We start from the raw sequence: 25060 nt of genomic DNA, 5'->3' as shown, positions 1-25060 counted from the left end.
GTACACTCCTTTTACAATCTGCTCTCAGTATAGTAATTTCCTATTAAGCCTGATAACGCAGGTATAATATTCTTTGCTATAATAAAATACATATAATTGCAGGTAGAAAAAAATGGACTAGGGGTGAACATAATGTATTGGACTCCATTATTTGAAAACGATGTACCAGTAGCACACTTCTGCTCTTAGTGGAGGGAAGGTGACTACATCTCTCCGTTAGGGGCATTTTCGACCTAATTAAAAAACGGAGGGTATAAAAAATGAAAAACACCTTATTAGGTTCTTTATATTTAACTTTAGCTTCCAGTATCTGGGGCGGTATGTACGTTGTTGTTAAAATTGTAGTATCGGTCATACCTCCACTAGAACTTGTGTGGATGCGATATTTAGTGGCAATTGCTGCACTTCTCGTTATCGGCCTGATAACACGACAAAACTGGCGAATTGAGAAACGTTATTTCTTATTAATCACAGCTATTGGGGTCATTGGCAATACCATTTCAATTGTTGCTCAGGAAACTGGTACAATGCTTTCCACAGCACAAATGGGAGCCATTATAACTTCTTCAACACCAGCATTTATGGTTATTTTTGCTCGCTTAATCCTTAAAGAACGGTTGACGTTAAAAAAGGGGATCTCCGTTTGTTTAGCGACAATTGGAGTACTTCTCATTGTCGGAATTGGTGATGTGAATATGTCCGGCACACTTGGAGGTATTGCACTGCTTATTGCAGCATTAACATGGGCACTCATGTCTGTACTTGTAAAGCTTTTGCCAAGTGATTATCCACAAATTGTGGTAACCACCTATTCCATCTTAGTAGCCCTAATCGTGTTGACTCCTTTCGTTTTGCCGCGGTTACACGAAATTCATATCTCTGAACTGACTCACCCGACTATTTGGGGAGGACTCTTATATTTGGGTATTGTTTCAACAGCAGGCGGATTTCTACTCTGGAATCGCGGATTACAAATGCTTAACGCCTCAAGTGGAGGAATATTTTTCTTCTTTCAACCCGTGGTTGGAACATTACTTGGATGGCTTATTCTGGGAGAGAACATAGGTGTAACGTTTTGGATCGGTTCTATCCTGATTCTCACAGGTGTTTTATTCGTTATCAACGAGAAAAAATAGTATTTAGAAACCCCTTCAAATGTATCTGAAGGGGTTTTGCTTGTCTTACAACACTCATTCATGAGTAAATTATTTGTCATTATTCAACTAACCTGCCGTTTAATCGAATAACCCATATTTATAATAATATCCCATTAAACGTTTGGGAATAAACTGCGTAATAGAAAGAAGGATCGTTTTACAGGTTGAATAGCACACTAACACAAAAATTTCGCTGGACAATAACTATTGCCCGCTAGCCAATTGAGTGGTCATAATCGGTGAAAATCATAATACTGCAACAAAAATAGCAGGTCTAATTCGCTTGCGAATTAGCCTGCTCTCCCAAAACGGAGCTACTTAGGTATTTCCCTAAGCGTTTTTATATTGATTAGCTACTGCCGTTTTATATGAATACCTTCTCTCTTTTTCTTGGTGAAAACCAAGATAAACGCTGCGACAAATTAACAACTTCCCCTATAATAATCATGGCCGGATTTGTGACTGCTTCACTTTTAACTGTTTCAACGATTGTTTCGAGAGTCCCTGTTACAATCCGCTGATTCATTGTCGTGCCTTGTTCGATTACTGCTATTGGAGTTTGGGGATTTTTACCGCAAGATTGAAGCTGGCTGCATATATAAGGAAGATTTTTTATCCCCATGTAAATGGATATCGTGTCAACCCCTTTAGCTAAATACTCCCATCGGATGTTATCGGGTTTACCTGTCGTACAGTGACCTGTGACAAAAGCAAAGGAACCTCCATACTCCCTGTGGGTAACAGGAATGCCTGCATACGCAGGCGCTGCTATTCCTGCTGTTATGCCAGGCACAATTTCAAAAGCAATGCCAAGTCGGGCGAGCGCTTCTGCCTCTTCTCCACCCCGCCCGAAGATGAATGGATCTCCGCCTTTTAATCGCACAACTGTTTTCCCTTCAAGAGATTTTTCAATGAGCAATTTCTGAATAACCTCTTGTGGAACACAGTGGTTTCCCGGAATTTTACCACAGTATATGAACTCAGCTTCTTCCTTTGCATGTTCCAGCAAGACAGGATTGACTAAACGGTCGTACAGGATGACATCTGCTGCTGCAAGACATTTCACAGCTTTGAGGGTAATTAATTCCGGGTCACCAGGTCCAGCTCCAACAATATAGACTTTTCCTTTTTTCATCCTTTTCCTCCAGCTCTGAGAAGTATCTAACTGATTCTGGACTCCATACTATTTACATTGACCGGATCCCATTCTACAAAAGAAGATAAATATCATTATCATCTATTATCGTTTCATATGTTTTTACACAGCCATTATCTGGATCCTGGACCATGCCATTATCTAAACAGATCTTCCAGTCATGCATTGGGCAATAGACATATTCACCGCTGACAATTCCTTCTGTGAGCACCCCGCCTTTATGAGGACAGCGGTTTTCGACAGCACGAACTCTTCCATCAGATAATCTGAATACCGCAACCTCATTTCCTTCAACACGAACCGTTTTTCCTAAACGTTCTGGAAGTTCATCAGCAGCACAAACCAGCACTTTTATTAAACTATTATTTACCATGAATGATTTCCCCCTTTTCATTGCAGACCGCTGTATTAAGACATAACGACATTCTCAAACAATTCTTTTTTTGTTTTATCATTATTTACAATTTCTTTCCAAGGGTCCTTATAGACAGATAGAGCTTCATTCATTCGGTCATTAAGCTTTTTACATGTTTCCTTATCTTCCAAAACAGATTGAACATGAGTCAATCCAACCCGCTCTATCCATGCGGAGGTACGCTCTAAATAGTTTGCCGTTTCCCGGTAATATTGCAAATATGCACCTGTGATTTCCATCACTTCTGCTTCCGTTTTTACTTTGATCAGCAAGTCTCCGCCGCGTACGTGCGTTCCGCCATTTCCTCCTACATAGAGTTCCCATCCGCCTTCAATGCCAATATATCCAATATCCTTGAATCCAGATTCTGCACAGCTTCTAGGGCAGGCAGAAACGGCCATTTTTACTTTATGCGGAGTTTGCAATCCTTCGAATTTTTTTTCAAGGGCAATACCAAGTGACATGGAATCTTGTGTGCCGAAGCGGCAGAACTGTTCCCCAACACACGTTTTCACTGTACGAAGGGATTTACCGTAAGCATAACCAGAAGGCATATCCAGCTCCTTCCATACATCTGGCAAATCTTCTTTTTTAACTCCAAACAAATCCAGGCGCTGTCCGCCAGTTACTTTTACTAACGGAATTTCATACTTTTCTACAACATCTGCGATGCGCCTTAAATCTTTGGCATTTGTAACACCGCCATACATACGGGGTACAACCGAGTATGTTCCGTCTCTCTGAATGTTCGCATGCATGCGCTCGTTTACAAAACGTGATTCTCTCTCATCTTTATATTCAGTCGGTTTTACCATCCCTAAATAATAGTTCAGAGCTGGACGGCATTTTGAACAGCCCTCCTCTGTATTCCATCCTAGAACGTTCATGACCTCTTTTGTATGCGATAATCCTTTGGCTTTAATTTCATCGACGATTTCATCTCTTGATAAGTCTGTACAGCTGCAAATCGCTTCTTTTTGAGAGCCGGCATCAAAATCTTCTCCAAGCGTGCATTGCAATAGCTCTGCAACCAGCGGCTTACAGCCTCCACATGAACGGGAAGCACTAGTACAAGCTTTTATTTCATCAACTGAGGAGCATCCTTGCTTTTGAATAGCATCGACAATGGTTCCTTTTGATACTCCATTGCATCCGCATATCATCTCTTCAGCACTCATGCTTTCTACAAGGCTTGATCCAGCCAATTCGCCTGCAGGCTGAAGGATGGATACTTTGGATGTCCCTGAAACATCGGCTTGCTTTTGAATCATCGAGAAAAGACGGCTGCCTTCATTCGTATCTCCAAATAAAACAGCGCCGACAATTTGATTCCCCCGCAATACGATTTTTTTATAGATTCCATCTTGATCATCAAAAACCTTGATCGCTTTTTTATCTTCTCCTTCTATAAAATCGCCTGCAGAAAATACGTTAACACCTGATACTTTCAATTGAGTAGATACAACAGATCCTTTATATGGATCTGTATGATTCCCGCAAATGTGTTTAGCTAATACTTTCGCTTGCTCATACAACGGTGCGACTAACCCGTAGGCTATTCCGTCATGTTCTGCACATTCGCCTACCGCATATACGTGAGGAATATTTGTTTGCAGGTAATCATTGACGATAATTCCCCGATTTACCGAAAGCCCGCTTTCCTTTGCAAGCTTTGTATTAGGCTTGATGCCAACTGCCATTACGACTAAATCAGCTTCTATTTCCGTACCATCTTTAAACCTCAAACCTTCAGCCCGATCATTTCCGATTATCGCTTCAGTTTGCTTTTCTAACAGAAATTTCATCCCTTGGTTTTCTAATTCTTTTTGCAAAAGCTTTCCAGCTATTGGATCCAATTGACGTTCCATCAAACTTGGCGCCAGATGAATCACAGAGACATCCATACCTAAGTTTAACAGTCCCCTTGCCGCCTCCAGCCCCAGCAATCCTCCTCCGATGACAGCAGCCTTTTTATATTTCTTGGAGGCTTCAAGCATTTCATCTGTATCGCTTATATCACGAAAAGCCGTAACACCCTTTTTATCTGCACCTGCAATAGGGAGAATAAAAGGATTAGATCCCGTAGCTAAAATCAACTCATCATAACGTTCGACTCTTCCTGAGTCAGAAAAAACAGTCTTCATCTCCGCATCAATTTTTATGACCGTTTCTCCCGTATGTAATTGAATGTTATTTTCTTGGTACCACTCCCAATCATTTAATGTAATATCCTTAACTTCTGTATCTCCCTGCAAGACCTTTGAAAGTAAAATCCTATTATAATTCGGATGTGGTTCGCTTCCGAAAATCGTAATCTCAAACTCTTCGCCTGATACCTTCAATACCTCCTCAATGGTTCTGACGCCGGCCATTCCATTACCGATAAGAATTAGCTTTTTCTTCACTTGGCGTTCCTCCTCCTAGAAAGTTTCTTAAACTATATCACAGCAAGAAATAAACTTAACTTATTATGTAAGGTTTTCTAACATTGTTTTTTTTGATAATTTAAAATATTGCTTTCAAACGTATGTTTTTAAAAGCAAAACCGGCTGTGAAAAGCAGCCGGTTTTAGGATTATTCTTCTGATTTATTCTGCCGATTCAACAAGAGGCGCTATTTTTACTGCACTCACTTTAAATCCAGGCATTTTACATACCGGATCTAATTCTTTTGAGACAAGCAGATTGATATTTTGAGAGTCTGCCCAATGAAATGGGACAAAAATGGTATCCTGGCGAATCTTTTCTGACCATTTGCTTCGGACTATTATACTGCCCCGCTTTGACTCAATTTTCACCAGCGTATGATTTTTAATGTGATACTCCTTGGCTGTTTTAGGGTGAATTTCCATAAATGATTCGAAATTTCTGGCTGCCAGTGATGAGCTTTTTCTTGTTTGCACCCCTGTCAAGTAGTGTGACATAACCCTTCCAGTTGTTAAAAATAATGGGAACTCTTTAGTCGGCTCTTCTTTCGGGACATTCGGGCTGTTTGGAACGAGTGTCATAGCCGCTTTTCCATTCGGATGTGCAAAAGCTTTTTCAAATAATCTTTTCGTCCCAACATGTTCAATATCTGGACATGGCCACAGAATTCCTCCTTCTTTTCTTAGACGATCATATGTAATGCCATAATAATCAGCTGTTCCCCCGCGGCTTGCCACTCTTAATTCATTAAAAATTTCTTCAGCGGATTGAAAGGAAAAATACTCGCCTTTTCCAAGGACACGAGCGATCTCACAAATAATTTGCCAATCATGCTTCGCATGTCCAGGTGATGGAAAGCTTGCTTCCCGCAATGTAACTCGGCCTTCTAAATTGGTCATCGTTCCTTCATCTTCCAGATAGGAGGAAGCAGGCAAAATCACATCTGCTAATTTTGCAGTTTCGGAAACAAACATATCCACAGCTACAAGATACTTTAATTTTTTTAATGCTTTTTTGACAAAATCAGCATTTGGATTAGAAACAATAGGATTTGAGCACATTAAAAACATTCCGGTAATTTCACCTTCATGTATTTTCTCTATCATTTCATAAGCAGAGACACCTTTTCTTGGTAAATCTCCTTTATCGATTCCCCACACACTCGCAATATATGATCTGTGTTCATCGTTTTCAATAGAGCGGTATCCTGGCAGCTGGTCTGCTTTTTGACCATGCTCTCTCCCGCCCTGACCATTTCCCTGTCCCGTAATAGCTCCATAACCGGAGTTAGGCTTTCCAATTTTCCCTGTAACGAGGAGAATATTCAGGAAATTTCGAACTGCTGCAGATCCATCTGTTTGCTGTTCAACACCTCTTGCTGTAAAGATCATTCCTGATTCTCCCTGCCCGAACGTTTTCGCTGCAAAACGGATTTGATCAGCAGAAACACCAGTCATGTGAGCAATCTCTTCCAAATCCAAAGAAGTAATATACTCCTTTACTTCCTCAAAACTATCCACACGTTTCCTGATAAACTCATGGTCGATAAGGTCCTCCTCTATCAGCACTTTCAGCAATCCATTAGCCAAAGCTGCATCCTTCCCAGGCTTAACTTTCATATGTAAGTCAGCAAGATCCGTTGTCGCGGTTTCTCTGGGATCAATTGCGATGATAAAGGCACCATTTTCTTTTGCCTTTTCAAAATAAGGGATAATTGTTGGCTGGCATTCCGCAATATTTGTCCCCGCCAATATAATACATTTTGTGAACGGAATTTCTGATAAGCTGTTTGTTAAACCTCTATCCATCCCAAAAGTTTGAGTTGCAGCTGAAGCCGCTGCAGACATACACAAACGGCCATTATAATCGATGTATTTCGTTTTTAAAGCCACTCTTGCAAATTTTCCAAGTAAATAAGCTTCTTCATTCGTAATGGATGCACTTCCATAAACAGATAAAGCATTTAGCCCATCTTTTGCTTGAATTTCATAAAAATTTTCTTTGATGTGTTCCAGAGCCTGCTCCCAGGAAACTTGAATAAATTCACCATTTATTTTTAATAACGGAAATTTAAGACGTTCATTGTGCAAAGCGTGCTGATGGGCATTCATCCCTTTTATACATAAACGGCCCTCAGAAGCAGGATTGTCTTTGCCAATTGTCACATACTTTTTTCTTGTGACAATCGATTGTTCAAGCAATTGCATCTTACACTGCACACTGCAAAATGGACATTGTGTATCATATGATTTTTCCGATTGCACTTCCTGCTGCTTCTCACGGAAATATTTCAATAATAACTCTGTCAAGCTCTCACGTCCTTTGCTTAATCACTTTATTATTAATCTGAAATGTTAAGTAATAAGCGGCTGCTTCTCCATCAAATTTTTCCGATGAGATGCGTCGCTTTCAAAATAATGAAGAAGCTGCAAAAGAAGTTCTTCATTAAACAATACTTCCCTGATATGAAGTAAGCCTACGCGCTCAATCCATTGCCAAGTCCTTTCTGAATAATTGGCTGTTTCACGGTAATATTGAATAAAACCGCAGGTTAATTTAATGGCTTCTTCATCTGTACTGGCTACGGCCAATAATTCCCCCGCCCGCACATTGCGTCCGCTGCTCCCACCTGCATATATTTCCCAGCCTCTGTCAATTCCCATAATTCCTATATCTTTCGTTGTGGATCCTGCTCCATTATGCATGCAGGCAGATACACCTATTTTCACACGATAAGGCGCTGATATAAGATTAAGTTTCTTTTCTAAAGCCACGGCAAGTATGAGGGATTGCTGTTTATCGCAGCTGCAGATATGCTCTCCAGTACATGTTTTGATGTTTTGAACATAGCTGCCGGCCTTAGAAGAAAGCGGCATGTTTAAATCACTCCAGACCCCTTTTAGATCCTCTTTTTTAACACCCATTAAATGAATTCTTTGTTCACTTGTTACAGCAACCTTTGGGATGTTATATTTATCTGCTGCATCAGCAATTTTCCGGAGTTCTTCAGCATTCGTCATTCCACCGTACATTTGGGGAATAACCGTGTACAGATCATCACTTTGCCGGACAGCATTCATTTTTTCGTTTATAAAAATCAGTTTTTGACTGTTCTCATACTCTGGGTAAATCATTCCCAGATAATACGTAAGAGCAGGCTTACAGGTTGGACAGCCGTCACTATTTTTCCATCCAAGGGCAGTCATGATTTCTTGATTAGATGATAAGTTTTGGAGCTGCATTTCATGCACGACTTCATCTTCTGTTAAATCAGTACATGAACACATGCTCTTTATTTCAATCACTTCATCAAATTCATCACTATTTACATATAATAAAAGTTCGTTTACTGCCGGCTTACAGCCGCCACAAGAACTTGATGCCTTTGTACATGTTTTCACTTGTTCAACTGTTGTTAATCCGTTCTTTTGTACAGCTTCAATAATGCCTCCTTTTGTTACTCCGTTACAATTGCAAATCAGATCACTCCATGCCATTTCAGCAATGAGACTTCCGCCGGAATGTGTGGAGGTTTGAAACAGGCTATTCTTTTCCTCTGTGGATATGTCTTTCTGTTTCAAGATCAAATCAAATAATTTTGCACCTGCCCTTGTATCACCAAAAAGAACAGCGCCAACGAGTTTTCGATCTTGAAAAACCGCCTTTTTATAACAGCCGTCAAGTTCATCAAATGATGTTATTGATTTTGTTGAATCTTGATCATCGAAATGCCCGGCTGAAAATACATCCACTCCCGAAATTTTAAGCTGAGTAGAAAGGACTGATCCCTGATAACCTTGAGTTTTGATGCCGCAAATATGCTTCGCTGCTATAGCCCCTTGCTCATAAAGAGGTTTTACAAGTCCGTAAACGATGCCGCGATGCTCTGCACACTCTCCGACAGCGTAAATATTGGCGGCACTTGTTTCTAAATAGTCGTTTACAGTAATAGCGCGGTTTGTGAGAATTCCGCTATCTTTTGCAAGCTTTATATTTGGTCTGATTCCCGCAGCCATAATCACTAAATCTGCCTCTGTTTCTGTTCCATCTTGAAAACGAACGCCTTTTGCACGGCTGTTTCCGATGATTTCCTGTGTCACCTTTTTTAAAAGAAAGTGCATGCCTTGCCTTTCCAGCTCTTTTTGAAGAAGGATAGATGCTGTCTGATCAAGCTGTCTCTCCATTAAATATTCTGAAATATGGACGACACTAACCTCCATGCCAAGGTTTAATAGTCCTCTCGCCGCTTCTAAGCCTAATAATCCTCCACCAATAACCACCGCTTTTTTATATTGACGCGAACTTTCAATCATTTTCCGGCAATCATCAATTGTGCGAAAAGCGATTACTCCCTCTTTATCAGCTCCTGGGACAGGAAGAAAAAAAGGAACAGAACCAGTGGCAAGAATTAACTTGTCATAGGATAACTCCCTCTCCTTATCTGTTTGAATGATTTGATTCAAAGTATCAATATTCAACACTGTTTCACCTGCAAACAGCTGTATATTATGTTCGGCATACCAATTATGATCATTTATTGTAAGATCCTCAAAAGTCATACTGCCCTGCAGAACGGTAGATAATAAAATTCGATTATAAGTAATGTGGGGTTCACTTCCGAAGACAGTAATATCAAACATTTCGGAGCCGTTCTTAACAATTTCCTCCACACATCGGGCCCCTGACATCCCGTTTCCTACTACTACTAATTTTTGTTTAGTCATTTCGAAACCTCCAACATCCTTCAAGATGGTAGTTGAGATTATCATTATTTCATATATCCTTGAAAAAAGTAGTAAGTATGTTACATTTCCTTACACGTTTTGTAATAAGCAAGAAAGGAGAGACGTATATAAAAAATCCCGCAGCCAGATGGCTGCGGGATTTTTTTATTTAGATTCTACTATTTCACCCTTATAAAAACGCTTTTTATGAAGCTCAACCTTTAATCCTCTGCAGATTTGCTTCAGTTCACGCTCTTCTCGTTCTGTCACAAGCGAAACGACCGTTCCGTCTGCTCCATTTCGGCCTGTTCTGCCTGAGCGGTGAACATATTGCTCAACTGTTTCGGGAAGGTCATAATGAATAACGTGTGTAACCCCTTCAATATCGAGGCCTCTTGCCGCTACATCTGTTGCAAGGAGCATCGGAAGCTCTCCTGCACGGAAACTTTTGATGGCTGTTTCCCGCTCGCGCTTTGTAGAATCCCCGTGAAGAATACCAAGCGGCAATCCTTTGTACATAAGCTTTTCTGCTAAAACAGCTGCATTTCCAATATCTTTAACAAATGCAATCGCTTTAGCCCCATCTAATCTTGAGAGCTTTTGAAGTAAATCAATTTTATCTCTGGCTTCTGCAGTGAAGTAAATATGATCAACTTCTGATTGGACACTTTCATCTCTGCTTACTTTTATGACTTCCGGGTTTTGCATCAGGCTTCTCGCTTCTGCTTCTGTTTTTTCCGGGAGAGTTGCCGAGAAAAGCAAGAGCTGTCTATCCTTAAGTGTTGTTTTAATGATATTTTTAATATCGGACAAATGTTCAGGCTGAAGGAGCTGATCGCCTTCATCAAGGACGATTGTTTTAACTTCATGCATTTTGATTTTCTTTTGTTTAATAAGCTCAGAGACACGGCCCGGCGTACCGACAATAATCTGCGGACGCTTTTTCAGCTTTTCCTGCTGTCTTTTCACATTTGCTCCGCCGATGAAAGAAGCTCCTAAAATGCCGCTTCCCTCCGACCATTTTTGAATCTCCTGATGGATTTGCATAACAAGTTCCCTTGAAGACGCCATAATCAATGTCTGGACATTCTTGCTTTCAGGGTTGATGCGCTGCAGGACAGGCAGCAGATAGGCAAGCGTTTTGCCTGTTCCAGTCGGTGATTCTGCAATCACATCGCGGCCGTCCAATATGGCAGGCACGGCTTTTTCCTGTATAGCGGTTGGAGTTGTATACGAGGCCTTTTTCCAGGCTTCCTGTAAAAATGGTTTTGCTTCTTCAAGCAGTGACCATGTGCTGTTCATTTGTTTTCACCTTTTCGTATCTGAAGTCCGTCTTTCATAAAGAAAGACGCATTTTCTTATTATATACCATTTCGGCGGAGGGAAAAACAGCTCTTGAACTTTCTAGCGGTAAGAACATCCTGAAAATTACCAGTTATTGATTTAAATTTTCTGTTCTAGCTTATATAATAGACTCCATAAAAAGAACTTTTCATAGAGGAGAGAACAGAATGACCGTCATTGGCATAGACCTTGGAACATCCAACAGCCTTGCAGCGTTTTGGTCTGAAGAAGGACCGAAGATTATTCCCAACATACTCGGAAGCAATTTGACTCCATCCATTGTCAGCATTGATGATAACGGCGAAATCCTCGTCGGCGAAATTGCAAAAGAACGTCAGATTTCACATCCTCACCTCACAGCATCTGCTTTTAAGCGTTATATGGGTTCGGCTAAAACCTATCATCTTGGAACCTATCATTTATCTCCGGAGGAATTGTCCTCTTTTGTTCTACAGTCTTTAAAAAGAGATGCAGAAGTTTTCCTGCAGGAAGAAATCACGCATGCAGTTATTAGTGTTCCGGCTTATTTTAATGACCAGCAGAGGAAAGCGACAAAGCGTGCAGCCGAGCTTGCCGGACTTACGGTCGACCGTCTGATCAGCGAACCAACCGCTGCTGCCATCGCATACGGCTTTCACCAGCAGAATGAGGATACCCGCTTCCTCGTATTTGACCTCGGCGGCGGAACCTTTGATGTATCGATTCTCGAGCTTTTCGAAGGGGTAATGGAGGTTAAGTCCATTGCGGGGGACAACTTTCTCGGAGGCGAGGATTTTACGAACCTGCTCATGCATTATTTTCTGAACGAACATAAGCTTGCGGCAGATGACCTGGATGCACGGGCACAATCTGTTCTGTTTAAACAGGCAGAAGCATGCAAACGGGAGCTTGGCAGCCATCATCAGCGGGGCCATATGGTACTCCATCACAACGGACAGGAGTATTCATCCAGTGTGGACAGGTCCTCCTTTGAAAAAATGTCCCAGCCGCTCATGCTGAAATTACGGAATCCGATTGAGCGCGCGCTGCGGGATGCCGATTTGCAGACGGACGAGATTGATGCGGTCATCCTAATTGGCGGAGCCACAAGACTGCCTATGATCAAAGGCATTGTGACAAAGATTTTCGGCAAACTTCCTTTTCTTACGATTCATCCTGATGAAGCAGTAGCTCTTGGAACAGCGGTTCAGGTAGCCCTGAAGGAACGAAATGAAGCCGTGGACGAGCTGATTCTTACAGATGTCTGCCCCTTTTCACTTGGAACAGACGTCGTGAAGCAGCATGATGCTGACTCATATACTTCCGGCTATTTTCTTCCGATTATAGAGCGGAATACGCCGATTCCTGTCAGCAGAGTGGAGCGCCTGTACACCATCCGGGACAACCAGAACCGGATTGTCATTGACATCTATCAGGGAGAAAGCAGACGCGTTGAAAACAATTTGAAGATCGGCGAACTGACTGTTCAGATCCCAAAAGCGCCTGCAGGAGAGGAATCCGTCGATGTGCGCTATACATACGACATTAACGGGCTGCTTGAAGTTGAGGTCACAACCATCAGCACCGGCCGCAAACAGAAAATGATGATTGAAAAAAACGCAGGAAGCATGACCCCTCTTGAAATGGAAAAGAGAATGGAGGAGCTGAAGGCCCTCAAAATCCATCCGAGAGACCGCACAGAAAACAGGCTCCTTCTCGCAAGAGGCGAACGATTATATGAAGAAACGCTCGGACGCGAACGGGAAGCTGCAGCCGCTGCCCTTGAACAGTTTGAACACATCCTCGCCTCACAGGATGATCAGAAAATCCGCGCAGCAGCAGCACGGTTAAAAGAGATCCTCGAAGAGATGGAAAACTGGAGCAGACAGCGATGAATTCAGCATGGAATATTCTAGGAGTCGAACCGACTGACGACCTCACTGTTATTAAAAAAGCCTATTCGGCAAAGCTCAAAATCCATCACCCTGAAGACGATCCTGAAGGCTATCAGAGGCTGCGGGAGGCCTTTGAAACTGTAAAAAAAGAAAGAAAAAGAATAGCCCGGAATTTCCAGACAAGCGAGGAAAGTGTCTACAAAGAGACTGTCACCGTACCAATAGAGGAGCCTGCCCCTTTCATCTCCTCTCATTTTCCTTTTCCGGAATGGCACGAGACAGAAGCAGATCCCCAAGCATCTATCGATTTGTTTATGGAGAAAGTTGAGAAGCTCTATCAGGATTTCCCCTCACGTATTAACAGAGAGAAATGGCTTGAGCTCCTGAATGATGATGCTCTGTGGGATTTGGAGCAAAGAGACTATCTAAGTGAACGGCTTCTGACTTTTCTTCAACTGAACCCGTATCTTCCTGACTACATCTGGAAACTGCTTGAAGACACGTTCCAATGGATTGACTTGCTTCGGGAGGATCCGTACCTTCTCGGTGAGGAAGAAACTGAGGCATTTCTGCGGCGTCTGAACGACAACACTGGACTCTATCCATCTCTTTCGTATCAAGCATTATTACATATAGAGAACATTCCCTATGATCTTTATCTGATGAACCGGGAAAAAGCACTTGATGAACTCCTTGAAAATCGGCTGGAAGAAGCGGAAGCGTATTTGAAGACCGCCCTGTCCATTTTTCAGGATGACCCGCATCTGCAGACAATAGCCGGAATGATTTTCGAACGAATCGGCCGGTTTGAAGAAGCTGCTGCTGCTTTAAAAAAAGCATGCACGCTCCAGCCTGAAAACACTAAGAACCGCACGCTGCTTGCAAAGCTGCTGCATAAAGCCGGCAAACTGGAAGAAGCGGAGCAGGACTTCCTCAAGTTCCTTTCTGATCATCCGGATGACCCGGATGCCATCAGTCTTTTAGGCAGAATCTATTTAGAAACCGAGGAATGGCAGAAAGCCCGTGAACAGTTTAGGCATCTAGAGAGCATTCAGGGCAAAGATGCAGAGACAGTTGTTTACCTGGCTAAGATCAATGATTTCCTTCTCAGAAACAGCTTTAAGCGAAAGCCCCTGACGAAGAAAGAAATTAAAAAAGATGTCAGACCTGACACGTTCAGCCAAAAGCTGACTGCTTTTCTGGGCTGTCATTTGAAATGGAAGATGATTTTTGCTCTCAGCTTTTTAATGGTGAGTCATAACAGGCTTCTTGCTCTAGGAGAAGAATGGCAGTCAAATCCAGTCTGGGTGGTCATTGTCGCCCTCTTTTCTATTTTTAAATACACGGTTCTTTCTTTTTATTTCGAGTACACATTAACACCGCTGTTCTGGACGATGATATGGACAATAACCGTCATAACCCTGTTAAAAGAATGGAACCGCGTCCGAAAAACGTTCTTATAGAAAGGAGGAGCAGCCGTATGAACCGAAAACAGAAAAAATATGTGAACACACTGGCACCCCTGTGTATGATTGGATATTACACTTTCTACTACTCTCTCTATCTTTCAGAGGTTCCATTCAGCAAGCGCACAGCCAGAAAACATCTGAAACAGTATGAAATCACAGACAAAAACACCGCCCAGGACAGACTGGAGTGGTTTTTAACAACGGGAAACAGAAGAGAATTTTACGTCCTGCAAAGCTCCCTCCTTTTCCTCTCAGAGGCTGAGGCCAAAGAGCTGCTTTCCATCGGCGAAGATGAAACGCTCATTGCCAAGCTCTCTGCCGTGAAGAAGTACATGCATCGCTTAAATGAGCACAGCATCGGAGCATTCGATCTCTCCAGTGCGCTTTTGCTCACAAAGCACGCACAAAGGACAGGCCTCCTTACCCAGAAAGAAGCACAATCCTACGAAATCCGGGCAGTCAGACTTGCCCAGACCATGTACACAAGCTGGAGCGAGTACCTGACCGCCTGCACAGCAGGAGCAGAATTTGTCCAGAAAAGTACAGACGATCAGGAAAAATACTTGAACTTCCAGAAAAACACTTTGATTAAACTGATGGCATCCAAACACAGTCCGTTTAGGAAGATTGAGTTTGAGACTAGTTTCTCTTAATAAGAAGATCTTTTTGAGAGGAAGAATTGAAGTAAAACCCAGGAACGCAAAGAGCATTCCTGGGTTTTGTTTTGTGCGTTGTTTTAGAAGGAATAGTCTTACCGCTTTCAATCAGCTGCCCAGGCAGCAAGGTTCATTTTCACACTCAAGCTTAATCTTTAATCCAAATGGTGTTTATATTTTTTGAAAACGTTCTATAGTTACATTTATACAACTCCCTGATTCATCCGCATTCACTATCCAAATAATACCACATCAATCAATCGCCATATGTATCTTTAAGCTATAAAACAAAAAAATAGAGAGAAATAATTTCTATTTCTCTCACTAAATTTATACTTCACTCTGACTATTTACTTTTCAAAACAAACCTCACCACACACTCCACATGCGCAGTATGCGGAAACATATCCACAGGCTGAATATATTCAACCTTATACGCCTTCGAAAGTGTCTTAATATCTTTAGCCAATGTAGACGGATTACATGATACATAAATAAACTTCTTTGGTTTCACCTTAAGAATCGCACCAAGCAGCTTTTGGTCGCAGCCTGTTCTTGGCGGGTCGACAACGACTGCGTCGGGGCGCCAGCCTTCGCCGAGCCATTTTGGGAGCCAGTGCTCAGCCGTTCCTTTTACATAAGTTGCATTTTTAACTCCATGCTTCTTTGCATTTTTCTTCGCGTCTGCAATGGAGTCTGCGATTGTATCCATTCCCCTGATTTCCTTTGCACCCTTTGAGAGCCACATGCCAATGGTGCCGACTCCGCAATATGCATCAACTACTTTTTCAGAACCTGTAAGCTGTGCAGCTTTTTTCACTTCATCATACAGCTTGACAGTCTGAACAGGATTCAATTGGAAAAATGCCCGAGCTGACAACTCGAAAGAAAGATCGCCCAATTCCTCTTGAATCACTTCTTCTCCTTCTAAGTGAATGGTTTTCTCTCCGAAGATCAATGACGTTTTTTCACCGTTCACATTTTGCATGATGGATTTCACTTCAGGAAGACGCTTCTGAATTTCACTGACAATCAGTTCTTTGCGAGGAAGATTCTCCTGTGATGTGATCAAAACAATCTGTACCTCACCGCTTGTAAAGCCGATTCTGCTGACAATCGTACGTACGATTCCTTTGCGCTTACGTTCATCGTAAATTGAGACCTTCAAATCCTGTAAAATCTGCTTTACTGTTTGAGTCGCTTTATTTGTTGCTTCATGCTGTACAATACAGTGATCAATATTTACAAGATGATGAGAGTTTTTACTGTATAGGCCGGCAATGACTTTTCCGTTTCGCAAACCAGTCTGGAACTGGCTTTTATTCCGGTAGTTCCAGGGATCATCCATGCCGATTGTTTGTCTGATTTCAACTTTGCCCAGATCAAGTCCTGAATACCGCTCCATTGCCTGAACAATAATGTCTCTCTTTTCTTTTAATTGCTGTTCATAGGAAAAATGCTGAAGCTGGCAGCCCCCGCACTCATGATAAATCGGACACGGCGCATCTACCCTGTGAGGAGATGCCTTTCTGATTTTCTTGATCTTGCCTTCTGCAAATTTCTGTCCGATGTTCGTTGCTTCTACGACAACTTCCTCGTTCGGAAGGGCGCCTGGCACAAAAACAACTTGTTTTTTAAAGTAGCCTACCCCTTCTCCATTAATGCCGAGTCTTTTTATTGTAAGTGGAAAAGTCTGTCCTTTTTCAAGGGTAATTCCGATGTTTTTCTGATTGTTCTTCATGTTTGCCGCTCCATTTCTATTCAATGCTTCTCCATAAATAAAGAGATGCATAGCTTAAATAAGGTGACCACTCTTTGCTTAGGATTTCCATTTCTTCAAAGGTTGGTTTCCGTTCAAGCTGAAAATGCTTTTTTAATGCATTTTGTATACCTATATCTGCAAACGGAAAAAGGTTTGGACGGCCGAGTCCGAATAAAAGCAGATTCTGGACTGTCCAGGGACCTACACCGCGTATTTTTACAAGTTCCTTAAGAATAGCTGCATCTTCCATATTCTGAAGTTCTTCAAGGTTTATTTTGCCTTCAGCTATAAGCTTTGATGTATCAATCACATACTCCGCTTTGCGGCCGCTGAACTGAAGCTCCCTTAAATCACTGTAATCAAGTTGAGCCACTTTTTCAGGAGCCGGGTAAAACCATACACCGTCAATCTTCTCACCGAATGTATGAACAAAACGTTCTGTCAGTGTATGGGCGAATTTCAGGTTGAGCTGCTGATGAATAATGCACTTCATCAGACAGCCGTAAAGACTAAATTCAAGGACGATCGGCGTCCCGTCATGCGCTTCGAATATTTCTGCAATGTTTGTAGAACGAAAATGTGTTTGAACATCAACTAAAGAAAAATCCCACTGAAAAATACGCATCGTTTCTTTTATTGCAAAGTCTTTATCCGATTTGCCGCTGAGAAGAAATTCAGGAGCCGTTTTTGTCCCCATTCCTTTTACGGTTACAACAAATGGATCATTGTTCTGGTTTCGGAGAGGTATAGAAACCTCACGCTCCTCTAAACGAACATGATGAAGCGGATCCATGGATAAACGATCGAGCACACGGTCAAAATCATATGGAGGTTCTATACGTATACGTTCTTCCCACATAGTCATCTCAAATCCCTTATTTTTGATACTGTGTATTATACCATGAATACACAAGCGGGAAACGCAAAACTCCCTCCGAGCATAGGTCAAAGGGAGTAAAGGAATTTCTGGTGAAATGTTCGGTCAATCATCAGATCATCAAGGCTTTTAAAGATATAGCCTTGTTTTGTTAAATCATCTATCGCACGGTCAAGTGCTTCTGCATTATCTTTTGAGACAGTATGCAGCAAAAGAATACATCCTGGGTGAATTTGAGTCATGATTTGATCATATGAGTATCTCCAGCCTTTTTGTGCATTCGTATGCCAGTCGACAAAGGCAAGCGACCAGAATACCGGCTGATAGCCAAGTTCTCTTGATAAAGACAGAACCCGTTCACTGAAAACACCTCTTGGCGGGCGCAAATAATTGATGCCATGGTAGCCTGTTAACTGCTCCGTTTTCAGTCTTACCGAGTCCAGCTCTTTCTTAAATCGTTCATCACTGACTTTTGTTAAGTCCGGGTGATGCCATGAATGGTTTCCAACGATATGGCCTTCATCAGCCATACGCTTGACAAGCTGCGGCTGATCGAGCAAATAATGACCTGTTACAAAAAAAGCGGCAGGTACTTTTCTTTTTTTCAGCACATCAAGGACTTTTCCTGTATAGCCGTTTTCGTAACCATTATCAAATGTTAAGTAAATATATTTTTGAGTTGGGTCACCCATAAAAAAAGAATCATATTTATTCAGCAGCTTCTCCATCGGCAAACCGGGATTTGCAGATTTGTGATTTTTGCTTTTTTCAAAGCCCCAGTTGATCGGCTGGTTAGAGACAGACGCTTTTGCTTCATGAATTCCGAATGATAAAAACAGCAGAACGCTTAAAATAGCGCAACAGTATCTCAAAATAATCGCTCCCCTGACATAGTTTCTATCTATAGTGTCGGAAAGAGCATAAATTACATACTGTTTTTTAGCAGGTAACATATGGGAAGGAACTGCGAAGAGTTTTTCAAGAAAGTCCATAGGTTTATTATTGCGAAAATCACCATTAATTTAGCGGGTTTTTGAGTTTAATTACGGATGTAATTTTTTTGATTTTCACTAAATACTTCCTCGTCATTTTGTCTTTTTAGCCAAGTTTCTCTTATTATTTTAATAAAAAAAGCCGGAATAATCCGGCTTCGCCTTAACTGAAAACAGGTTCTTTGAATTGTGAAAGCTTTTCAAGAGAGGACTGATCAACATCTGCATGCAGGCTGTTGCCATGTGAGTCCATTGTGACTACCGCGGTAAATCCTTCAACCTTCAGGTGCCACATCGCTTCTGGAATGCCAAACTGCATAAGATCAACACCTTCAACTGATTTAATGCAATCTGCATAGTATTGTGCGGCTCCGCCAATCGCATTCAGATAGACTCCTCCATGTTCATTAAGGGCTTTCAGCGTTTTTGGCCCCATGCCGCCTTTTCCAATGACTGCGCGAATACCGAATTTTTTCATGATATCGCCCTGATAAGGCTCCTCACGAATACTTGTTGTCGGCCCGGCAGCCTTCACGTGCCAATTCCCATCTTCATCCTTCAGCATAACTGGACCGCAATGGTAGATAATTTGACCTTCAAGATCGACCGGGGCGTCATTGTCAGATAAGTATTTGTGAATCGCGTCGCGGCCCGTGTACATCATTCCATTGATATGAACAACATCGCCAACTTTTAATTCACGGATTTTTTCTTCTGTAATTGGCGCTTCCAGAACAACTTCACGTGAATCCGGTGCTTCATCCGTTTGATCTGCATCATTCAAGTTTGGCATCTCGCCCTCTTGGTACAGCCAATTTTGAATTTCACCGCTTGCAGCATCAATGTTTACCCCTAAACGGCGATATGCCCAGCAATTATATGCAACAGATACAAAGAAGCTGGCAGGAATCCGGTTCATCACTCCAACTTTGCACCCTAAAAGAGTAGCTTCCCCGCCAAAGCCCATTGTGCCTATTCCGAGCTGATTGGCTTTTTCCACAATATACTCTTCAAGTTTTTGAAGATCCGGGTTTGAATTGACGTCTTCTGAACTTCTGAAAAGCTGTTCTTTTGCAAGCTCATAGCCGGAAGTGCGGTCTCCGCCAATTCCCACTCCAATGAACCCTGCACTGCAGCCTTGTCCTTGTGCCTGATAAACAGAATGAAGAATGCATTTGCGGATGCCGTCCAAGTCCCGGCCAGCTTTTCCAAGTCCATCAAGCTCGCACGGCAGACTGTATTGAATATTTTTATTTTCACAGCCGCCGCCTTTTAAAATTAAACGGGCATCAATATAGTCTTTTTCCCATTGCTCAAATTTAATGACGGGTGTGCCATATCCAAGATTATCTCCGCTGTTCTCACCGGTTAACGAATCCACTGAGTTTGGACGAAGCTTTCCGTCTTTTGTCGCTTGAGCAATGGCGCGTTTGATCTCTTCTTTCATTTGAAGCTGATTAGCACCAACGGGAACTTTCAGTTTGAAAGTCGGAAGTCCTGTATCCTGACAAATTGGCGATACATTTTCATCCGCCATTTTGATATTTTCAGAAATAGTCGCAAGAGACAATGCAGCGCGCGTACCTGCATTCTCTTTCATTTTTGCTTTCAAGATTGCACGGCGGACATCCTTAGGAAGGTTTGTAGATGTCTCGACAATTAAGTTGTACATGCTTTGATAAAAATTTTCCATCCTGTTTCTCCCCTTATTGTCTATAGTATTCGGTCAATTTCATTCAATTTTTATTATACTCCTTTGCGTTTTAGTTGGAAAGGCTTACAGCCTGGAAAGAATTTACCCGAAAAACTTTTACAAGGGGATATTCATTACTTTCCAAAATGTTCTTTTTACTCGCATAAAGCTTTTACCAATCATCACCTGATTTTACTTGTAATTACATAAAAAAAACAGCTGCCTCAGCAGCTGATTCCCTCTATTTTTTATCCCAGTCCTTTTTAAACTGTTCCTGCTTCACTTCAAGCTCATCAAGCATTTTAATTAAACGATCAATATCCTCGACGTCTGTTGACTCAGGATCCATTGAATCGATGACATTCATAAACATATTTAAGCGTGTTTTTAAATATTTTAACTGTGAGTCTTTATCATGAACGGCGTTGCCCAAGATGTATCTCTCCTTTCACTGATAGTGATATCGTAGCTTATTCGTCCTTCTTTGACAACAGTACAATCGGAGAAGGTATTCCAAAATATGATGTTCATGATAGAATGTTCTCTATGTGAACTTGAAAAAGGAGTTTTATGAATGAATGCATCAGCTGGAAATATACTGCAGCCCATTACACCTTCTTATGATCCGTGGGAGGCTTATTTAGATATAAAGCAATATGGTAAATTAACCTTAACAAATGTTGAATTTACGACAACGACTCTATGCAACATGCGCTGTGAGCATTGTGCTGTAGGCTATACACTCTCCCCGAAAGATCCGTTAGCATTGCCGATTGATTTAATCCTAAAAAGGCTGGACGAAGCAGAAACGCTCAGGTCAATCAGCATTACAGGCGGAGAACCAATGATGTCGCTTAAGTCAGTAGACAATTATGTGCTTCCTTTACTAAAGTATGCCCGCGAACGGGGAGTTCGTACGCAAATAAACTCTAATTTGACGCTTGATTTGGCGCGTTATGAAAAAATCGCTCCATACCTGGACGTTTTACATATCTCTCATAACTGGGGAACGCTCGATGATTTCGCAGAAGGCGGATTTGCGATGATGGACAGGAAGCCAACTTATGAACAGCGCACTGCTTATTTTGATCGTATGATTGAAAACAGCCGTGCCCTTGTAGATGCAGGAATTATGGTCTCTGCAGAAACGATGCTGAATAAGCGTACATTGCCTCATATTGAAAAAATTCACGAGCAAATCGTGAATGATATGAAATGCCAGCGTCATGAAATTCATCCAATGTATCCCTCAGATTTCGCAAGTGCCCTTGAGACACTTACTTTAAATGAAGTCAGAGCAGCTATTCATCAGCTGCTTGATATACGAAATGAAGATGTATGGATGCTTTTTGGCACACTGCCCTTTTACGCTTGCAGTGAGGAAGAAGAAGATATAAAGCTCATTAGACGACTTCGGGAAAGTAAAAACGTAACAGTGCGCAATGATCCTGACGGCCGTTCAAGGCTTAATGTCAATATTTTCAATGGGGACATCATTGTGACAGACTTTGGAGATACGCCTGAGCTTGGCAACATTCAAAATGATACGCTCCAATCCGCCTATGACCGCTGGAATGAATCTAAGCTTGCCCGCGAGCTTAACTGCCATTGCCCGGCTGTTTCATGTCTTGGTCCAAACCTTTTAGTGAAAAATAGTTATTATCAGGATATAGATTTTCAAAAAAGGAAATCCTTCATATAAAAAAGCGAGCCGTTTAAGGCTCGCTTTTTTGTTTATCTCGGTTGTTCTGAAACGGTAAATCCGAAAGATGCATGATCCTGAACAGGAATCCAGGCCCCTATTCCCTGGGATGTCACATTTTGAACAGAAATTCTTCTTTTATTTCCTTTTAACACTAAGTAGACTTCGCCATATGTTACTTTGCCCTTTTCATTGACTGCCGGTGCGTATGCATTTAAATATCCGATTCTTTTTGGCGGGATGTTATAGATCTGTTCTTTTTTTGACCCTGTTCCGATGATTGTCTGAAATGATAAAGGCAGGTTTGTCTTTTTCATCGCCTTTAAGAGCATCATTTTTTTTACATCATCTTCACTGGGAATATGAGCAGTTAATCCGCCTTTTACCTGCTTTTGGGATTCTTGCTTATAATGAATTTGAGTTGTTGCCTTGCCGCCGCGGTTATCAAAGAAATTTGTATTGATTTTCTGGAACTCCCAGTTAACAGCGGTTTCGCTTGATTCATAATTTAATGCCCATTGCCCGAGGAAAATCGTTGCTCTGTATCCGATTGACAGCGGATTATCAGAGATTGATGATTCATTCAAGAGACGGATTAAATTAGGATTTTCAATCGGAATTTTAGACGTTTCAATCAGGCTTTGAGCAAATTCACTCGGCTGAAGATACGGCAGATCCTGAGTTGGGTTCGGATACGTATTCTCCTTGGAGATATCCAGAACAGAGCTTGGCACCCTTGCTTTGTTCGCCGCAAGAACAGAGCTTGAAAAACTAATTGATAAGAGCAAAGCCATTGAAACGAGCATCCATTTTCTCATTTCCTAAACCCCTTTCGGTTGCTTTACAATTATTGTTTTCAAGCTCTTACTTCTTTATCCAATATTTTAACTAAGTTTTCGCCATCCATTTTCCAATTACCGCGTTTACAGGAGGATTGCACAGCTGAATCAGCGGTCCGATTCCGAATGTAATAATGATTGTTCCAAGGCCAATAGGACCTGCAAATAACAGAGCAAGAACAAGCGCACCCACTTCACCAATCGTCTTTGCAGCCATCAGACTCAGTCCAAACTTCTGATGCAGCGTCAGCATGAGCTGGTCAATCGGATTTGCAGGGAAGCTTGTTTGAAGATAAATAGAAACTCCAATTGCTATTAATAAAATCCCTAAAAATAAAATGACTGCTTTAAAAAATAGATTTTGTATGATGATATCCTGAAAAATAGAAAGCATCCAAAAATCAACAAAAAAGCCGATCAATAAAATGGTAAAGACGCCGAGTACCTTTGGAGCTTCTCTCATAAGAACAGCGTTTAACAAAATAATTATGATTCCCACAATAAAAATCCAGCTGCCGACTGTTAAGCCGATTTGATCGGTTAATCCCACATTTAATGCATCCCATGCTCCAGCTCCCAGGTTTGCTTTAATCGTCAGTGTCACACCAAATGCCAAAACAAATAAACCGATTACAAAAAAGCCCAATCGATAAATCATGCTCTCCATCCCCTTTTCTCTCTATATGTATGTCCTTCTTTAGCAGCAGAGAATTTAAAAACTGAATATTTACATTTTTTAAATAACATGCTACATTTATAATAACTCACATGATTTCATGAGGGTTAGCTTCTTACTAATTGTTTCGTCCTACACGTAAAAATGACTCTGTGCTTTGCACAGAGTCCCTTTTTTTTTCACAAAAGATAAAAACCAATGCCCATGATCAAGTAAGCTGCCAGAAGGGTTGCCCCTTCAAACCAGTTGGTGTCCCCATCATTCGTAATGGAAATGGTCAGCAGAACGGCCGTTACCATTGAAATCAATTCCGGCACTGTAAAGACAAGCGGCATTTTTTTTGTGAACATTAAGGAAATCAGGACCAGAAGCGGTGCTACAAACATGGCGATCTGCAGTGTGGACCCTACCGCTATCTCAACTGCTATATTCATTTTATTTTTATAGGCCATAATGATTGCTGATGCATGCTCAGCAGCATTACCGACAATTGCAACGATAATGACCCCGATGAAGAGTTCACTCCAGCCGAAGCTCTCGCCAACAGCCTCAAATGTATGTACGAGATTCTCCGAAACGTAAGCTACTGCAATTGTTGCAAGCAACAGAATAAACAATGCTTTTTTAGCAGTCCATTCAGGCTTCTCGTGATCTTCGATTTCATCTGTTTTATGCTGATAAACACCGCGGTGAGTAACAAGCTTAAAGAATAAGGCTGCTAAATATAAAATAATTAAAATAACTGAAATGCCTATACTTAAGTTTAACGTTTTTGTCTCATCCATGTCCATTGCAAAAATTTCAGGGATCACAAATGCCACAACAACAGCGAAAATTAATAGACCAGAATTATGCCTCGCGTCGTATACATTAAACTCCTGCCTTTTAAACTTTAATCCGCCTACGAAAAACGAAAGGCCGGCTACAAGAAGCAAATTTCCAAGAACAGAGCCTGTTAATGAGGCAAGCACCACTCCAATTAAACCTGCCTTTAATGCAAAAATAGAGATGATGAGCTCAACAGCATTTCCAAACGTAGCATTAAGCAGTCCGCCTATTCGTGGACCTGTCACGATTGCCAGGCTTTCTGTGGCTCTTCCCATATAGCCGGCAAGAGCAATAATAGTAATACAATAAATGGCAAACATGAGGATCTGCGGCCAGTGCATTAGACTCCCTATAACAGATAGAGGAACACCTGCCATTACAACAATAAAAAAGATTCGATTCATTTCATTCTCACCCTTTCTTCTACTTATTCTTTCTCTATTTCGCGAAAAATTAAACCACACGCTTTT

At 41.6% G+C, this 25060-nt stretch carries 19 protein-coding genes; 5 read left to right on the top strand and 14 right to left on the bottom strand.

The annotated features are described in order from the left end of the window. The first annotated feature begins 260 nt into the window (after positions 1-260). Entirely contained in the window at positions 261-1136 is an 876-nt protein-coding gene (locus QLQ22_RS03385; RefSeq protein WP_284016005.1) for a DMT family transporter, read from the top strand. 385 nt (positions 1137-1521) lie between these two features. Here the strand turns inward: QLQ22_RS03385 and cobA are convergent, their stop codons facing one another. From cobA to QLQ22_RS03355, 6 genes are all read right to left on the bottom strand, one after another. Continuing rightward, complete coding sequence (gene cobA / locus QLQ22_RS03380; RefSeq protein WP_252208022.1) at positions 1522-2292, bottom strand: uroporphyrinogen-III C-methyltransferase; 771 nt, start codon at positions 2290-2292, stop codon at positions 1522-1524. Positions 2293-2365: 73 nt separating this feature from the next. Then, positions 2366-2686 (bottom strand): nitrite reductase small subunit NirD, encoded by a 321-nt coding sequence (gene nirD, locus QLQ22_RS03375; protein ID WP_284016004.1) that lies wholly within the window; start codon positions 2684-2686, stop codon positions 2366-2368. 35 nt (positions 2687-2721) lie between these two features. After that, positions 2722-5133: a nitrite reductase large subunit NirB gene (gene nirB / locus QLQ22_RS03370; protein WP_284016003.1), complete on the bottom strand. Its 2412-nt coding sequence runs from the start codon at positions 5131-5133 to the stop codon at positions 2722-2724. A gap of 182 nt (positions 5134-5315) precedes the next feature. Then, a complete protein-coding gene (gene nasC / locus QLQ22_RS03365; protein ID WP_284016002.1) occupies positions 5316-7463 on the bottom strand; it encodes an assimilatory nitrate reductase catalytic subunit NasC in 2148 nt (715 codons plus the stop codon). 45 nt (positions 7464-7508) lie between these two features. Further along, positions 7509-9878 (bottom strand): nitrite reductase large subunit NirB, encoded by a 2370-nt coding sequence (gene nirB / locus QLQ22_RS03360; RefSeq protein ID WP_284016001.1) that lies wholly within the window; start codon positions 9876-9878, stop codon positions 7509-7511. Positions 9879-10043: 165 nt separating this feature from the next. Then, positions 10044-11180, bottom strand: coding sequence for a DEAD/DEAH box helicase (locus QLQ22_RS03355; RefSeq protein WP_223439692.1), 1137 nt, complete (start codon positions 11178-11180; stop codon positions 10044-10046). A 209-nt stretch (positions 11181-11389) separates the two neighbouring features. Between QLQ22_RS03355 and QLQ22_RS03350 the strand changes: the two genes are divergently transcribed. The 3 genes from QLQ22_RS03350 to QLQ22_RS03340 are packed head-to-tail and all read left to right on the top strand — an operon-like array spanning position 11390 to position 15218. Then, entirely contained in the window at positions 11390-13096 is a 1707-nt protein-coding gene (locus QLQ22_RS03350) for a molecular chaperone HscC (protein WP_284016000.1), read from the top strand. Then, entirely contained in the window at positions 13093-14559 is a 1467-nt protein-coding gene (locus tag QLQ22_RS03345; RefSeq protein ID WP_284015999.1) for a J domain-containing protein, read from the top strand. Before QLQ22_RS03350 ends, QLQ22_RS03345 begins: the two co-directional genes overlap by 4 nt. A 17-nt stretch (positions 14560-14576) precedes the next feature. Continuing rightward, positions 14577-15218, top strand: coding sequence for a DUF1266 domain-containing protein (locus QLQ22_RS03340; RefSeq protein WP_252208019.1), 642 nt, complete (start codon positions 14577-14579; stop codon positions 15216-15218). 349 nt (positions 15219-15567) lie between these two features. On the opposite strand, the gene rlmD is transcribed toward QLQ22_RS03340, so the two are convergent. The 5 genes from rlmD to QLQ22_RS03315 form a co-directional block, all read right to left on the bottom strand. Beyond that, the gene (gene rlmD, locus QLQ22_RS03335) at positions 15568-16962 is read right to left on the bottom strand and encodes a 23S rRNA (uracil(1939)-C(5))-methyltransferase RlmD (RefSeq protein WP_223439683.1); all 1395 of its coding nucleotides are present in this window, start codon (positions 16960-16962) and stop codon (positions 15568-15570) included. A gap of 16 nt (positions 16963-16978) precedes the next feature. Beyond that, on the bottom strand, positions 16979-17842 hold the full coding sequence (locus QLQ22_RS03330) for a DNA-3-methyladenine glycosylase family protein (RefSeq protein WP_284016736.1): 864 nt from the start codon (positions 17840-17842) through the stop codon (positions 16979-16981). Positions 17843-17928: 86 nt separating this feature from the next. Further along, positions 17929-18735, bottom strand: coding sequence for a delta-lactam-biosynthetic de-N-acetylase (gene pdaA / locus QLQ22_RS03325; protein ID WP_420828854.1), 807 nt, complete (start codon positions 18733-18735; stop codon positions 17929-17931). A 280-nt stretch (positions 18736-19015) separates the two neighbouring features. Further along, positions 19016-20545 (bottom strand): fumarate hydratase, encoded by a 1530-nt coding sequence (locus tag QLQ22_RS03320; RefSeq protein WP_223439679.1) that lies wholly within the window; start codon positions 20543-20545, stop codon positions 19016-19018. A 241-nt stretch (positions 20546-20786) separates the two neighbouring features. Next, positions 20787-20978 (bottom strand): SE1561 family protein, encoded by a 192-nt coding sequence (locus QLQ22_RS03315; RefSeq protein ID WP_223439676.1) that lies wholly within the window; start codon positions 20976-20978, stop codon positions 20787-20789. A 141-nt stretch (positions 20979-21119) separates the two neighbouring features. Between QLQ22_RS03315 and yfkAB the strand changes: the two genes are divergently transcribed. Next, complete coding sequence (gene yfkAB / locus QLQ22_RS03310; protein WP_252208016.1) at positions 21120-22247, top strand: radical SAM/CxCxxxxC motif protein YfkAB; 1128 nt, start codon at positions 21120-21122, stop codon at positions 22245-22247. A 32-nt stretch (positions 22248-22279) separates the two neighbouring features. Here yfkAB and QLQ22_RS03305 read toward each other — a convergent pair whose 3' ends face one another. The 3 genes from QLQ22_RS03305 to cax form a co-directional block, all read right to left on the bottom strand. After that, positions 22280-23065: a YfkD famly protein gene (locus tag QLQ22_RS03305; RefSeq protein WP_223439673.1), complete on the bottom strand. Its 786-nt coding sequence runs from the start codon at positions 23063-23065 to the stop codon at positions 22280-22282. Positions 23066-23135: 70 nt separating this feature from the next. Further along, a complete protein-coding gene (locus QLQ22_RS03300; RefSeq protein WP_223439670.1) occupies positions 23136-23744 on the bottom strand; it encodes a YczE/YyaS/YitT family protein in 609 nt (202 codons plus the stop codon). 197 nt (positions 23745-23941) lie between these two features. After that, the gene (cax, locus tag QLQ22_RS03295; protein ID WP_223439668.1) at positions 23942-24994 is read right to left on the bottom strand and encodes a calcium/proton exchanger; all 1053 of its coding nucleotides are present in this window, start codon (positions 24992-24994) and stop codon (positions 23942-23944) included. Positions 24995-25060: the final 66 nt, after the last annotated feature.

Source organism: Metabacillus hrfriensis, from assembly GCF_030127205.1.
GTDB classification, from domain to species: domain Bacteria; phylum Bacillota; class Bacilli; order Bacillales; family Bacillaceae; genus Bacillus_P; species Bacillus_P dongyingensis.
Note: the sequence above shows the minus strand (reverse complement) of the source record. Positions and strands in the feature narration are given on the sequence as shown.